At 36.5% G+C, this 15,469-nt stretch carries 11 protein-coding genes; 10 read left to right on the forward strand and 1 reads right to left on the reverse strand.

Annotated features, from left to right (window positions below):
• Positions 1-203: 203 nt before the first annotated feature.
• On the forward strand, positions 204-908 hold the full coding sequence (locus RBB56_RS02375; protein WP_306720811.1) for a hypothetical protein: 705 nt from the start codon (positions 204-206) through the stop codon (positions 906-908).
• 550 nt (positions 909-1,458) lie between these two features.
• Here the strand turns inward: RBB56_RS02375 and RBB56_RS02380 are convergent.
• Positions 1,459-1,899: a hypothetical protein gene (locus RBB56_RS02380; protein WP_306720812.1), complete on the reverse strand. Its 441-nt coding sequence runs from the start codon at positions 1,897-1,899 to the stop codon at positions 1,459-1,461.
• A gap of 42 nt (positions 1,900-1,941) precedes the next feature.
• Between RBB56_RS02380 and RBB56_RS02385 the strand changes: the two genes are divergently transcribed.
• The 9 genes from RBB56_RS02385 (at position 1,942) to RBB56_RS02425 (ending at position 15,458) form a co-directional block, all read left to right on the forward strand.
• On the forward strand, positions 1,942-7,329 hold the full coding sequence (locus RBB56_RS02385; protein ID WP_306720813.1) for a hypothetical protein: 5,388 nt from the start codon (positions 1,942-1,944) through the stop codon (positions 7,327-7,329).
• Between the two features lie 60 nt (positions 7,330-7,389).
• On the forward strand, positions 7,390-7,677 hold the full coding sequence (locus RBB56_RS02390; RefSeq protein WP_306720814.1) for a hypothetical protein: 288 nt from the start codon (positions 7,390-7,392) through the stop codon (positions 7,675-7,677).
• Between the two features lie 67 nt (positions 7,678-7,744).
• On the forward strand, positions 7,745-8,956 hold the full coding sequence (locus RBB56_RS02395; RefSeq protein WP_306720815.1) for a hypothetical protein: 1,212 nt from the start codon (positions 7,745-7,747) through the stop codon (positions 8,954-8,956).
• Positions 8,957-8,971: 15 nt separating this feature from the next.
• The gene (locus tag RBB56_RS02400) at positions 8,972-9,895 is read left to right on the forward strand and encodes a hypothetical protein (RefSeq protein ID WP_306720816.1); all 924 of its coding nucleotides are present in this window, start codon (positions 8,972-8,974) and stop codon (positions 9,893-9,895) included.
• Positions 9,892-11,646 (forward strand): DUF5048 domain-containing protein, encoded by a 1,755-nt coding sequence (locus tag RBB56_RS02405; RefSeq protein ID WP_306720817.1) that lies wholly within the window; start codon positions 9,892-9,894, stop codon positions 11,644-11,646. Before RBB56_RS02400 ends, RBB56_RS02405 begins: the two co-directional genes overlap by 4 nt.
• Positions 11,633-13,336 (forward strand): hypothetical protein, encoded by a 1,704-nt coding sequence (locus RBB56_RS02410; RefSeq protein WP_306720818.1) that lies wholly within the window; start codon positions 11,633-11,635, stop codon positions 13,334-13,336. Before RBB56_RS02405 ends, RBB56_RS02410 begins: the two co-directional genes overlap by 14 nt.
• A 796-nt stretch (positions 13,337-14,132) precedes the next feature.
• Complete coding sequence (locus RBB56_RS02415; RefSeq protein WP_306720819.1) at positions 14,133-14,369, forward strand: hypothetical protein; 237 nt, start codon at positions 14,133-14,135, stop codon at positions 14,367-14,369.
• Positions 14,370-14,375: 6 nt separating this feature from the next.
• On the forward strand, positions 14,376-14,690 hold the full coding sequence (locus tag RBB56_RS02420) for a hypothetical protein (protein WP_306720820.1): 315 nt from the start codon (positions 14,376-14,378) through the stop codon (positions 14,688-14,690).
• Positions 14,691-14,726: 36 nt separating this feature from the next.
• Positions 14,727-15,458, forward strand: coding sequence for a hypothetical protein (locus RBB56_RS02425; RefSeq protein WP_306720821.1), 732 nt, complete (start codon positions 14,727-14,729; stop codon positions 15,456-15,458).
• Positions 15,459-15,469 lie beyond the last annotated feature (11 nt).

Below are 15,469 nucleotides of genomic sequence, written 5' to 3' on the forward strand. Positions count from 1 at the left end.
AGGGTAGGCTTCTTTATTGCATATTTATTCCTATTTTGTTTTTATGTTGTATGTTAGAATATGCGGCAAATTCTATATAGAGCATTTTTTAATCATTCCCAAATAACTTGTATAGCATATGAAGGCTTACAAAGTACAATATGCCGTAAAATTAGCAAGCATATAAACTTATATTTATTTAAAATGAAAGGAGGATTCACGAAATGAATTCAAACCAGATTACGGCAATTATACAAGAAATATTAGAGAAATCCGGTGGTAAAGGCGTTCAGACGAAAGGCTTGATGGCAGTCGTCGGAAGCTTCAAAGACGCTGTTTCCGAATTAAAAAAGATAGATACTCTAGTTACTGAAATCAGCAAAGCTAACCGTTCATTATCTAAGTCAGATCTGGCAAAAATCGCCGATACATCCTATGATGCTGCAAGTAAATATGGTAAGTTGGCCGCTGATTATCTCGCTGATGTACAGGCGATGGAAAAGGCGGGATATAAATCCGCACAAAGTATGACTAAACTTACAAAAGAAATGGCTACCGTAAGTTCACAGGCAGCCTCTTCAAAAATGGATATCGATGAATTTACATCTTCTTTAACTGACATGATTGCTGCTACACAAAAAAGCGGAACTGAAATGGCTCGTGTATTTAAGGATATCCTAACAAACATTCAACAAGTAACAATTGCCATCAATTCTTCTGCACCTCTAAAAAGTCCCATACAATTTCCTTCCAATTTATCGATGGGAAATACAAAAAAGGATAACAATATAGAAACCATCGGTAAAGATTTATTAGATTCAATAGGTAAAAATATAATTGAAAATTTATCGTCAAATCATCTGGATTATCGCAAACATGATACAGCGCAAATCTTGCAAGGTTCAGATAAACCCTACTGCTATGGTTAAAAGCTATAGATAAAACAGGAATGAGTTTATATTTTATAAACAAAAGGGTTTTGGCAAAACGCTTTATATAACCATGTGTGGCTACATGGTTTACAGATTTAGAAATAACTGTACAAGGACTGGAATGGCTCGTGTGACTCGTAATGTAGCACGATATCCGAATCAGCAGACAGGCGTACTTCTTCCATATCTAAAAGAAAGTGCCGGTCCCAGAGACTACCAGAGCGGGTGGATACTTATAATATTCATCAAGGTATAGTCCGCAACCTATCATTGAGTGTGATAGAGAAAAAGCCAACCGTAACTATACGGTGCGTATAAATAGTGAGTAATTATGCTCCTCTTTTTACGACTTCCAAAAACGAAAAAGAGAAAATAAAAGATAATTGTCCAGTTCTCTCACAGTTACAAAAGCGAAGATTGCTTTGTGAAAATCCATTAGAACGATCTTCAGTGATGGGACTTTCATTTGCTTTTCCACGTATTCTTACGGTCAGCACAGTAAATACGCAGACTTACTGAATAGTTACAATAAAGTTATATCTTACAGTTAAAAGTCACTATGACAATTATTACAATGCCACTGTCTATTCCTTTCTACTATGGCATACACCCCCAGCATTGCTACAGAAGCCGCTTTGGATATTCCACTTATTCTACTTGTATTATCGGAACTGCAAAATGGACAAATAACCTGATTGGTTCTCTTCTCTTCCTTTGTCTTTGTTTGCTGTGACAAGCTTGCTTTAAATTGACTCATTTTCAATTGAAACTCTATCGGGTCTTTTTCTTTGAGTGCTATCATAGCTTCAAGAAAGGAGATATCCACTGATGTAAATATAATTATTCTACATTCTTCATCCGTCAAACCTGTATCTTGCATTATTAAATTATGTTCTTCGCACATTCTAGTATTATCCTTAATAAATGGAAAATATCCGTATAATGGCGGTTTGTGTTCTTCTTTACACTTCGGACAATATTTAAGCATAATCAACACCCCCTATATTTTTTAGTATATCATATTTAATTATTGGAAGCAATTAAATGGATTTATCTCAATGTGCTCGCAAGCTACGAGAAAAAAAATGGATTGAGTGGGGCATCAACTCCTATTAAAAATTTACACGAGATACACCCTTTAACGGATGACATCAAAGGCTCTTTAAGTAAAATTTTTGGTAATGATAAATTCAACCTTGATGATTATATTGATAATTTTGATTTTTTAGCAAAAATCGTTGGCCAAACAGACACGGCATTTATTAGTTTTCTTGAAACAACCCAAAAATCAGGTACGCTCTATAAAACATCAGGAGAAGCAATTGCTGGCTTTCAAGCATACCTTAAATCAACATCAAATGCACTCTCACATACAAGCCTGAAAACCAAGGCGCTTTCAGCTTCTATGCAACTCCTCTCTTCTATTGGCATGACGGCTCTCATCACTGGAATTACATGGGCTTTCGGTGAAGGTATCAAGGCAATAAGTAATTACATCCACCGGGTCGAACTGGCACAACAAGTAATGAAAGAACTAAACAGTGAGTTCAATGAAACTCAACAACGTATAAGCTCACATAAGCAACTGGTTAATGAAGTAGCTAAATCCTTTGATGAGTTGTCAAAAGGTGTAGACACTGCTACTAATAAGAATATAGATTTATCAACAGAGGAATATGAAAAGTTTCTTACTATAAGTAATAGACTTGCCGATGCTTTTCCCGAATTAAAAACAGGCTTGGATGAAAACGGTAACTCTATTTTAAACATTGGAAGAAATGGTAAAATAGCAAGTGAAGAATTAGAGAATTTACTTGCGCGAGAAGAAGATTTGGCGAACTTTAAGGCATCTGAAAGTATTGATGAATTATTCGATGCCGCTAAAACTCAGATTGTTGATGCGAATACAAAATTAGAACAATATAATCAAACGTTGAAAGATAATGAAGCTTCCCTGCAAATGCTAAAGAATCTTGCAAATGATGGCATAAAAATAGATGAGAATGCCACTGGTCCTATATTCTCCGGCAAAAATAGCGAAGCAGATATTGCATACCTAAATGCATTAACTCTAGGAGCACAAAACTTCTATAAAGAGCTTAACGGTGATAGACGCACTGAACTATATTCCTTAGGTTTTGACGCTTCAAGTTTATTCAGAGCAGAATATGATTTAGATGGAAATTTTGAGATATATCAAGACTTATTTCAACTATCTCCAGGTGAAATAAAATCACTGCAGGAGCAGATCGATACTCAGATACAGGCAATTTACGGACCCGTTGATGATTCTATAGATGCACAATCTCAAAAGGCCAATGAAATGTCTAACCGAATAAACGGTATATGGTCTGATTTTCTTCCAAGTTTAGTTTCTGCAATGAAGTCAAAGCAGACTTTCAAAAATCTAGATGAAAATACAAAAAACATTGCCCTTAGGATAGTTGAAGGATTAGACTCTAGCTATATGGAATCTATGAATGCTTATGATCCTAACGACCCTTACGCATACATCAGAGATAAATTTATATTGCCAATGGGAGAACTTGACGACGCCGATAAAGGCAAATTAGTTCAAGCATTTGAAAAGATATTTACCTTAGATTATAATGATATTTCGCAATCTAACCAAGATGAAATTACCAGATTAATTGATATTATAGCAGAAATGCTGAATAAATCACCGTTAGAACTTCGCGTGGCTTTAGGCTATGATACAGATATCACACAAGTTCAGGAAAACTATAAAAAATCTTTGGATGAGGCGAAAAAAGATTTTAGTGGTTATGACATAAAATATAATGGTTCCCAGAAGGAATCCAGAAATAATGAACTTGGGAACCAGATAGACAGCTTTTACGGGAAAAATATCAAAACCCAAGATGATTTAGATTTATGGGAAGAGTTAAAAGAACAAATAAAGGATGCCGAGAAATTGATGGTGGCATTCACTGAAGCTAAGAAAAAAGCTAATGAAGAATCCAATGAAAATCAAATATTATCCATCTCCAATACAATAGATTTACTTAATACTCAACTCAAACCTACCTTTGATTCATTGAAATCTGCATACAACACTATTTTCACAGAAGATGGCTTTACACTAGAGAAGGTAGACCTATCGATGCTCGATTCAATAAAAGCTTCCATAGGAGAATTAGACAAAATCGAGGGAATAGATATTGATCCCTCCTCGTTTGAACACTTGGCTAAAGTTCTTTCAGATTCCTCTTCCACCCCAGAAGAAGTTAAGCAAGCATTCAATGAATTAGCAACTACCGTAACAAATTCATTAAATCCTAGTTTATCACAAGCAAGTGGAGAACAGTATCTACTTATTCAGTCTATGCTTGAGTCTCTTGGTATCGTGAATAGCGAAGAAGTCATGATAGAAAAGCTTGGTTATTCTTATGAAGAATATATTGCTGCAAAAAAAGAAGCTGCTCAAGCAGGATTTGACTTGGCGAATTCTACCGAAGAAGATATTTCACAATTTGTAATGGAACAGATTGAAGCGGGAAACTGTGGAGAAGCATTGGCTGTTCTTCAGCTAAAGAAGTTGCTTGTAAATTCTACACAAATTAATGCGACTTCTGATATTCAACAAATCCTTCTTTTGGCAAAAGCAGCAAATATCTCTTCATCATCTCTTGTTTCTCTTTCTAATGCAAAAAACCAATTTGATTTAGCCGCCTCCATTGGTGATAAGCAAGGTATGTCTCTTGCTGCAAGGGGTATTAAAGAAGCAGGTGAAAAGTTTAAAGAGGAAGTATTAAATCTTGGGGAACTAGACGTTAACTTTAATGGTAGTGGTGGCTCTGCTGGCAAGGCAGGGAAAGAAGCCGCCGATGCCTATCTCGAAGCTTTTGAAAAAGAGCTTTCTGAACTCGACTCCCTAAAAGATCGGGGTAAAATCACAGAGAAGCAATATCTTGACGCCCTCAGACATTTATATGTGAAATATTTCAACCAGAAGAAGAAATATTTAGATCAGTATGAGAAATACGAAGACCAATATCTGAGTGGAATGAAATCACTCTATGAGTCCGCTTTCAGCTACATCACAAAGCAAATTGATAAACGAATCGATGCCATCCAAAAAGAACGCGATGCACAAGTCGAAAGTCTGGAAGCACAAAAGAAGGCCGCTGAAGAATTCTATCAGAATCAAATCGATGCCATTGAAGATGAGATAAAAGGCGTAGATAAAGAGATTGAGGCCAAGCAGGCACTTATCGAGGCGATCAATGATGCTGCCGATGCCCGCCAGAGAGAAATAGACCTTCAAAAAGCGCAATATGATTTGGAACGTATGCAGAACCAGAAAACCATAAGCGTATATAAAGATGGTCAAATGGTTCACGAAGCGAATACATCCGGCATACGAGAAGCTCGCGAGGAAGTCGAAGATAAAAAGCGGGATATCGAAATCGCTACTATCCAGGAAGTTATCGATGGACTAGAAAAACAGAAGAATATTCTTGAAGAACGTAGGGAAACACTCGAAGAAGCATTAGAAGCTTCAAATAAATATTGGGATGTACAGATAGAACAAACCGAAAAGCACTTCGATAACCTGATAAAAGGTATGGAGGAGTATAAATCTCGTTGGGAAGAACTTTCCGAAATCGCCGAGGAAGCCAAAATGAAGGTTCTCCTTGAAGAACTCGGTATTTCTGAATCTGATATTCTTAACATGAGTGAAGAAGCTTTCCAGAATGTTAAAGCATCCTATTTAGGTATCCTTACCGATATGTATCACGGCAACGAACAGATGATGGGGCAACTATCCTTGTTTGCAGGAATGAACACAGAAACTCTAGGTTACCTGGATTCTACCAAGGACGCATTTGGAGAACTTGCAGACACACCTTTAGACCCTCTTTCTTCTAATATAAATGATATTGTTTCTTCTGTATCTTCGCTTTCTGACTCTACCTCTAATATCGGAACAGATGTGTCTGAAGGCCTCTCTCCTTTAAATGATACTTTAGCAACGTTAAAGGATTTATTGGATGAACTAACAGAACTCTTTAACGATTTTACATTTCCCACTCCCGAAGAAGAAGATTATGCCGAGAAACTAGTTGCTATCAGCGAGGGGTTCGGAAAGATAGCAGAAAAATGTAAAGAATTTGAATCCATTGACTTCTCTTCTATTATCGGCTCTAGCAACGAAGATTCACAAGATACCGTCGATGAAGGAGCTCTCACTGCCGATTCCGGATTTATCGGTTTAGCTTCTGCTATATCAACCGCCGTTGCAGCAATTGATGGTCAGATGAGTGCATTAGCTACTGCACTCCAAACTGGCAATACTGCTTTCTCCAATCAAGTGGATTATATAAACGATACCTACATTCCTGCATGGGAAAATTTGCAAACCAGACTCGGTGAAATTATTGGAGTAAGTGGTAAAAGCAGAAAACATGGCAGTGGAGGACGTTCAAGAGGCGGCGACGATAATGCTGCAACTTCTTCCGATAATAAGGATAAAGCTACTGCTGGCGAAGGAAGTATCATCGATATTATACAGACCGGCGGAGAAGAGGTATACGAGAAACTACAAGACCCTTGGTTGACTTCTTTTAATGATTTTGCTACCGGTGAAAATTCCATTCAGAGTATCGCTGAACTTATTCAAGAAATTGTAACTAAAATGGCGGATTCTATACAGAAGAGATGTGAAGAGGCCGCAAGTGCAATTGATAATTTGACGCAAAAGGCCCTGGATGCTTCAAGTAAATTTGGAATAAACTTTGACGCATCTATTTCTATTGATAAAGATGGATTTCACGGTTCTCTTCGCATTGGAGAACACGGTACAGTAGGCAGTGCCTTCTCTAATGGTACTACAGGTTCCAATAATATTAAACATCTCCCAATAACCGGGTACAAAGGACTCTCCCACAACACAAAGAATGCTCTGCGTTCCGAATATGGACAACCGGAGTTAACTGTTTACCCTGATGGAACTGCCGAGATAACCACCGAACCTGTTATGAGCGATCTGCCGAAAGGTACTGTTATATTTAACGAAGAACAGACCGAGCAAATCATGAATAATAAGGGCACTCTCCTTGGCAACATTCATGATAACGATACTGGTTATCCATCTCACCTGACTCCTATCGATTTATCGGATGACAGATTTTCCATGTTTCAGGGACTCCGGAAATATATGGATGGCAGCACTAACTCTCTTGCTCTTGTAAACGCTGGTATAAATCCGTTTACAGGAATTGCAGATTCTATCACCGATGTAGACCGAATAATAAATAGTAATAAGAATGACAGAGCTATCGCAATTAATATAGGAGATATTCAATTGCAGGGAGTTCAGGATGTGAATGGATTATCCGATGCGATTATTACCCGACTTCCGAATATGCTTGTGCAAGAACTCCATAGGCTATAGACCAGAACCACGCTCTGAAATACGGGCGTGGTTCTATACGTCTTGTGAAAGGAAACAGAAATGAGCGATATTTTAAACAAAGATATAGAAGCTGTAAAACTGTTAGTATCCCAGTTTATGTCTATCTTGAAAAACCATGAGCACAGCTACGATATAACCTTTTTATCCGTTGTTAAATCAATTACTACAAAGGGAGGCTTCACATATTATACCATTCAGGATGAATCGGGTGCTGAGCGGAAAGTAAAGTGCGCAATCCCAAGCGCTCAAATCAAAACAGGGCAAAGTGTATGGGTGAAAGTTCCCTGTGGAAATTTAAATAAAATGCATATCTGCGGAATTAATTAAAGAAATAAAAGTAACTACTGAACAGTTAATTAAAAACTAATCTATTAAGGTGGTGAGACTAAACTAAATGGCAAAAACAATACTAAATCGTATCGCTCCTTTCGATGCGAAAAAAGAAAAGATTATCAGTTTTTCATGGGCCGGAAATCAAGCATATGCGAATCGCTTAATTATATATGACGCTAATTCACTGGCAGTTGTCTACGATAAGAAAATAGATGCTATGACATATACTCATACTCTTCCATCCAATACCTTAACCAATGGAAAAAAGTATATTGCACAATGTCAGGTATTCGATGTGGAAGACATCCCCAGTGATTTATCCGATAAATTATTTTTTGCTACCTATGAGGCCCCGGAATTCAACTTTTACAATATAGAAAACGAACAGACTATAAAGTCTGCATCCTATGAAGCCATTATCTATTACTTCCAGAAAGAATACGAAGAAATTCAATCCTATCGGTTTTATTTATATGATGGTACTAAGACATTGCTCTCCGAAAGCAATACTCTCTATGACGGTAATAGCATCAAATATACTTATAAAGCCCTGGATAATCATACAAAATATTACGTACGCTGCCAGGGCACAACTGTAAATGGCATGGAAATCGATACCGGATATATCCAAATATATACTGACTACAAAGCGCCCTCCTCTTATGGCCTGCTCTATGCCGAAAACGATGCTGTACATGGATACATAAAGCTTCATACCAATGTAACCGTCATTGAATGCAGCGACAACAAAACCTTTAAATTCGAAGATGGAATGATCGATCTGAGAAATAACTCCATTCACTATGAAGAAGGCTTCGTAATCCCGGATGATTTTACACTACTGCTTCGCGGCATGTCTCTGAATCAGACTGCAACCATCCTCGAGTTAAGTAATACACAATACTCTCTCATCCTTAGCTCATATCTTTATGATGATGGAAGGACTCGATTTAAACTTACAGTACCCAATCCTTTGGGCAACTATATTTTATACTCGAAGCCTGAGTCTTTTGATGCGAATGCGATGGTTGGAATCTGGATTCGAAGAGTAAAAGATATCTACCAATTGGAAATTTTCGTCGAGGAAAATCCTCTGTTTGAGAATGATATATGGTATGGAAGACAGATGCCCAATAATCCCGAATTATATGATAAATGGATCGATACCGATGATTTATTTACTTATGTCGTAGATAAAGACATTATGAAAACTTACACTTCCGATGAAGAACCCGACGATAAAAACTTAGAAATAGATGATCTATGGATGTAAAGGAGGTGATATTCTATGTTTTTTCTAGGAAATAATATTCTGGGCGCGGACTGTCATACGATTCCTCTTACACCCACATCGGTCAAAAACATGACTTATATCGTATTGAAAAATGGCTTATTTGATTGTCTATATATTACGAAAGAAACAGAATCCGATCCTACGATGGACTGTCCGAAAGAATGGAATTTCGATACAATTTTTCATGCCGATTTCAACAATACTACTTCCGGCGGTAACGTGGATTGGAATCTTAAAACGGTATCCCATGTTTTAATAAAGCGTAGGGATAGTGAGCATAATTGGATGACAATTGCCGTCAAGAAAATAAACAGCCTGGAAGATTTCAGAACCGGCATTATAGCAAACGACTATTTTAATGCAAGCAATACACAGTATGAATATGCCTTGCTTTCCACACTATACGGTACAGAGAGCGAATATTATACTGCTTTTGCCGATTCAAAGTTCGATTCTATCTTCTTCGCTGAGAAAAATAATATTATCGGCTCTCCTGCCGGCGATGGCTTCTGTGATACCGCAAGAGTCTTCCCTTCTTCATCCAACGTAACGATTTTAAATAAATATCCCACATATATCCGCAACACAAAGGCGAATTACGATAAGGGCACCTTCCGGGGAAAATTCATGTCTCTCGACGAGGAAACATGTACCTTCGAAATGGAAAACGGGGAACGCATCCGATTCCAGAGAAAGGTTACAGACTTTCTTTCCGATGGAATGCCCAAGCTTCTAAAACATTTCGACGGAAGAATATGGCTCATTCAAATTACAGGCGATATTTCGGATACAGCGGATTCTATCTATAATAATAGAGATATTTCCTTTGAATGGGTGGAAATTGGCAACTGCTTCTCCGAAGAACATTTATATAAAGCGAATCTATCCGATGTCGCTGAAGAATGGTGGAATTTATGATAACTAAATATGACTTAGATTTAATGACTCAGCTTTCCATTCATTATAATATTAAAATAGAAATATTAAAAGAAAACGGAACTATTTTGGATGTCCTGCAAGGTACTATTGTGGGCGGTTCTGCTTCCATTGACAGCACCTCTTCCGTTCGAAGGACTTTCTCTGTTACATTGATTCCCACATTATTTGACCGTAACGATACTAAGATATCGGAAGAAGGCGTAGTCTGGATCAATAAAGAACTACGCCTGTATCTTGGCGTACTAGACTTAAGAAAACAAGAATATATCTATTATTCTATGGGACATTATGTCTATACCAATACATCCGGTAATTACGATGCCACTACGAATCAGCTCGTTATCAATTGCAATGACTATATTTCCAAATTGGATGGAACCAAAAACGGACAATTGGGAGCTCTTACTACTCGCATACCAGCCTATGAAGAGAATCCAAACACAGGAGCCGTTATAAAATATAACGTAATTCGTGAAGCGATGGTCACTGTTTTAACGCAACTCGGCTATATTAGGAATTATGTGGTAGACGATATCGGTGAATATAAGGCCATGCCGCAAAATAATGACAAATGGCAGGACTATAGAAAAGAAAATACTCTATGGAATGCTATTCCATACGATTTAGAGTTTTCATCCGGAATCTCTGTTCTTACCATTTTGGAAAAGCTTCGTGACCTATATCCCAATTATGAAATGTTTTTCGATACACAAAACACCTTTATCTGTCAAATGATTCCAAGTTGCTATAGAGACAATATAGTGTTTTCAAATGAATTCCTCAAATCTATTTATGTTTCTGAAAATACAAGCACAGAATTAAATAAAGTAAGAAATATCTGCGAAGTATGGGGAAAAGTGATTGATGCCGATTTCTACACAGAAAATTGTACATACGCTAACAACCTCTACACATGTACGATAAACGGCTATGATGAAAAATACTATAATGGTGATATTGTGGCAATTAAGATTCCATCCGCCAATAGTGCAGATGCTAAAATAAATATTAACGGATTGGGAGCCATCAGCATCATGGACGAAAACACAGATACTGCCATTAAGAGCAACGCCTTGGAAAAGGGCGTTGTTTTCGTCTTCAAAATAAAATCCAAGAGGATAAATAATACAACTGTATTTTATGCGTATTTACTCGGTCATTGGCAGGCCCACGGCTTAAACGTTCTCACCGACGGAACAATCGGTGACAATTATAAATTCTCTGATGGAACTACTTTGAAAAAGTATTCCAAGGAATATTTCCAGAAAAAATATAATTGCGAAAGTATAGAGTTTCAGACAATACAGAACTCTCCTTTCACTGTACAAAAAATCGGTGAAATATTAGACGTAAAAACCGGCGGTGAATACGAAAATATCACCTCCGACTCTCTCGCCCTCTCCCGTGCCGAATGGGAAAATTGGAAAAATGCAAGATTAACTGACAGCATCACCTTAACAACAAATCTCGTTCCCTTTTATGATGTCAATATAAAGGTGTCCTATCAAACATCTGATTCTGACAGAGCAGAACAATATATTATCAAATCGGTCAGCCATGATTTCTCTTCCTGGACATCAACGATTACCATGTATAAATTCTATCCTTTATATGATGATATTGTAAAAGAAATGGGAACACACAAGGCATTATCCGAATATAAACACGGGGTGTTAAGTAAATATACCCACAAAGAATTAGAACAATTAATTGGAGGTGAAAACTATTAATCTAACAACGAACTTAAAACTACAAAAGCCAACAAGTGATGAAAAATATAATGTTCAGACGCAAAACACCAACATGGATATATTAGATTCGTCCATTAAATCTTTACAAGATAAAGATGCTACTCTAACGAAACAAACAGATTTTACATTACACACAAGCAGCAAAAACAATCCTCATAACGTTACAAAAGAGCAATTGGGACTTAGTAATCTCATTAACCAAAGGCAGATACCTGCTATCCAGTCTACCGTGACAGATGGCGGCATTCCCATTTTCGATAGCAATGGATATACACTGAAAGACAGCGGATATACAATTGGGAAATCCGTACCAGAAGATGCTGAGTTTACTGATACACTCTATGTTCATCCCGAAAGTGGTGTAGATATAGGCGAATATACCAGGGTATCCGTGGACTCAAACGGACATGTGACTTATGGTAGCAATCCCACAACTTTAGAAGAATATGGAATCACTGATGCCGCTCCTATCGATCACTCTCATACTGCTGAGGAAATTGGTGCAGATGTTGCAGGCAGCGCCGATAACGCACTGAATCAGGCAAAAGAATATACTGATTTAAAGGTAGCAGGACAGCATGGGGAAAATGCATTTAAAAAACAGATTGTGGAATCACTTCCTATTGAAGATATTGATACAAATACCATTTATCTTGTATTAAAGCCGGATGCGATTGGGAATGACAATTACAATGAATATATTAATCTCGATGGAACTGCCGATGGATATGAATGGATTGGGAATACATTTGTTGATTTAACGGATTATTATAATAAGATAGAAAGTAACAATCTATTCTTATTAAAAGCAAATGTTACAAATAATCTTAACACCACGGTACCGGGAATGGCCCTTGATGCAACACAGGGTATGATATTAGCCGACATGATTACCGAAAGTGATACTAGAAATACCATTCACCGGATTCCTGTATCAGCTGGAAAATCTGTAAAGCTTGTGGAATTTATGTTAAGTGAAAGTGAGAGGCAATCTGTGACAATAAGCGTGCGTGGAATGCATTCTCCGGGAACTGCAACAGTTTGGATGGATTTTGGATATGGGTATGTTTTAGGATCCTCTGTAGAAGTATCTGACCAATATTACATTCCTAGATTGCAAATTAGAAAAAATTACATAACAAACAATTTTGAATTATGGATTGTAAATCACATAGACGCCGCTGTATTGAATGATATTATTATTATTGATAACATTTCTATGGGAGAGTATTCTGGAATATTAACAGCAACAGTTTCAGATGGTTCTGAAACTGATACAACAATTTCAGGGACTACTCGGATATTTATTGCCTCTGCATATATTCCTCAACTTCAGAGCTACGAACATAAATCAGTTCCGAAAGTTATTGATGGAAACATTACTATTCCTAATGAATGGTCTTCTAAATACGGACATTTGGTTATTGCCGTATTTTATTCTTATTCAAGCACAAGCTATATCGCAACATATATAATAGGATTTTCTCAATTTAGTCCATATACTGTTTCAAAAGCCCCAATACTCCTTAATGCCGATGGAATTGTACTTAGTACTGTTGTTGTAAACCTGATGATGGAAAATCATACTTCGGAAATATCTTTGGCATATTCCCATTATCCTACAACTGCTGGGCTAACCATATCTGATGTTACGGCACACCCTATGTAATTAATAGAATATTATTATAGCTACCACGGAATTTTTAGGAATCCTACACCTGAGAATAGGCTTATAACAACTAAAATATTATACCAGAGACATAAAGAAATTAGCGAAAAGATTATTGGGCTAAAGAATAAGGTAAATGAAATAATATAAATAAAAATTTAAAACACGTTGATCGATAAACGGTTTAAATAATATAAATATTCAAATAAATATATCTTTAATTTCTGCAAATCCAGACACAGAACCCAAAACAACAATCAACCCTGACACAAGAGAAATAAGCATACCAAAAGAATTATATAATTTGCCGTTGTTGCCGATGATAATGCTGAAACATTTAAAACAAGAATCCCTCATTTCTTTGATGATAACAATCTAACTAACCGTTATTGCACTAGCACTGTCTCATTTAATAACGCTACTAATAAAAGATGTGTATATATTGTTAGAAACATTACCATTAAGGAATACTCGTTAATTTTAAATTGTAATATATCCAAGTCTGTGACCGAAAATCAGGTGAAATTCAATTTATAGTTGAATTTAAAAAGAAAGTAAATGAACATGTAATATTTAAAATTAGATATCATAAATCAAAGAATTATAGAATGATATGATAAGGTAATTGAAATTTAGGTAAATTACATATACGTAAAAAAATAATAAAAGGAAGGTGATTACTATCGATGATTTTATAATTCAAAACTCTTCTTCATACACCCACGAATACAGTAACTTTCCATATAAACTAATAAAACAACATTATTTCAAGGATGCGGACGATTCAGTTGCATCCTTGATTAATGAAATAAATGGATATAAAGAACGTGGGCTGTTTGAATTAGCAGCGAAAAAAATAACAGAATATGAGGACATATTAACACACTATTCTCTCGGTGGTGCAGAAACAATTAATACCATCGAGGAAGAGATAAGAAACGGGCAGATAATGACGATACAAAAATCCCAATGTGTCTTTTTCGATAATGAACCAGAAATCTGCTCCGTTAATGATGTTTGGATTGGAGCGTGATAACAAATGCAATATCCATATACTTCTATATTCCCTGATGGAATTGATGAACGAACATTTTTCCATGATGTTAATCTAGGGAACCTTTCTATCACGGAAGCGTATAATAATTTGATTTCAAATAATAAATATACAGATGCAAATATATTATTAAATCAGCAAAATGGTCTTCATAACTATTCTGCTGATTTATTTAATTTCATAGAAGCCAAAATTAATACTTGGCAAAAGGCTATATCAGAAAAAGAGAAATATAATCCCTTCCACCATTCTGCTTCTGAACCAGATATTCTGGTCGGCGAAATATGGATAGATGAATAATCAATAAAAATAGCAAAAATACAAGGAGGACAATAAATGGCTATTCAAGAAACAATTAAGACCGGTCGGAAATACAGAAAATGTATTGATAATACTTCCACCAACAAAAAGTGGGAAAGATATTCATTTTGGAGTAAGGCAAGTGATGTAGAATTTAACGATGGAACTACTGCTGAGAACAAATTAGGTGGATTCAAAGGTGTAACTACTAATGAAAATCAGTCTGCCGGATATGCTGCCGATGTTACTTTACTTAAATCAATTAAGACAGCATTAAATAATTCCATTACAAGTGTTAGTACTTCTGTTAACACCTCTGTTGCCAATTTAAATAACTTAATTACCTCTGTCAGTAACAGATTAGGTGGGATGCGATTTTATGAGGATTCTAGCGGAAAGTATGTAGTAGGTGCTGATTCAGTACCAAAAAAATTGGGTAACCCCTTTGAGGTTAGAAAGATTATGATCACTGATGACGGGGCTGGATGGTGGAACGGGGATACAACTGGATATGAGGTGATAGCAAAGCCTGGTTCTACGACAAACAATCACAATATTTATATTGGCATCTACAGTGAGGTTTATGTCCAAGTAAATGGCGCATCTAAAAATATTTACATTGGTGCGGGAGAGAACGGAATGTGGCGTGATGATTTAGCGAGTGCTTATTATGATAAATCTGATGGGCATATTAAGGTAAGATATGGAGCTAAATTATATGCAGGTGGCGGAAATATGTGTAAAATGACAATTCTATATCGCCTATAAACTCACTTAAT

It is taken from the genome of Kineothrix sp. MB12-C1, assembly GCF_030863805.1.
In the GTDB taxonomy this organism is placed as follows: domain Bacteria; phylum Bacillota; class Clostridia; order Lachnospirales; family Lachnospiraceae; genus Kineothrix.

Bases quoted from the DNA above. Each gene is read 5' to 3' on its own strand.
- RBB56_RS02380 (WP_306720812.1), bottom strand. From the start codon at position 1,899: ATGCTTAAATATTGTCCGAAGTGTAAAGAAGAACACAAACCGCCATTA.
- RBB56_RS02400 (WP_306720816.1), top strand. From the start codon at position 8,972: ATGTTTTTTCTAGGAAATAATATTCTGGGCGCGGACTGTCATACGATT.
- RBB56_RS02395 (WP_306720815.1), top strand. From the start codon at position 7,745: ATGGCAAAAACAATACTAAATCGTATCGCTCCTTTCGATGCGAAAAAA.
- RBB56_RS02375 (WP_306720811.1), top strand. From the start codon at position 204: ATGAATTCAAACCAGATTACGGCAATTATACAAGAAATATTAGAGAAA.
- RBB56_RS02420 (WP_306720820.1), top strand. From the start codon at position 14,376: ATGCAATATCCATATACTTCTATATTCCCTGATGGAATTGATGAACGA.
- RBB56_RS02425 (WP_306720821.1), top strand. From the start codon at position 14,727: ATGGCTATTCAAGAAACAATTAAGACCGGTCGGAAATACAGAAAATGT.
- RBB56_RS02405 (WP_306720817.1), top strand. From the start codon at position 9,892: ATGATAACTAAATATGACTTAGATTTAATGACTCAGCTTTCCATTCAT.
- RBB56_RS02390 (WP_306720814.1), top strand. From the start codon at position 7,390: ATGAGCGATATTTTAAACAAAGATATAGAAGCTGTAAAACTGTTAGTA.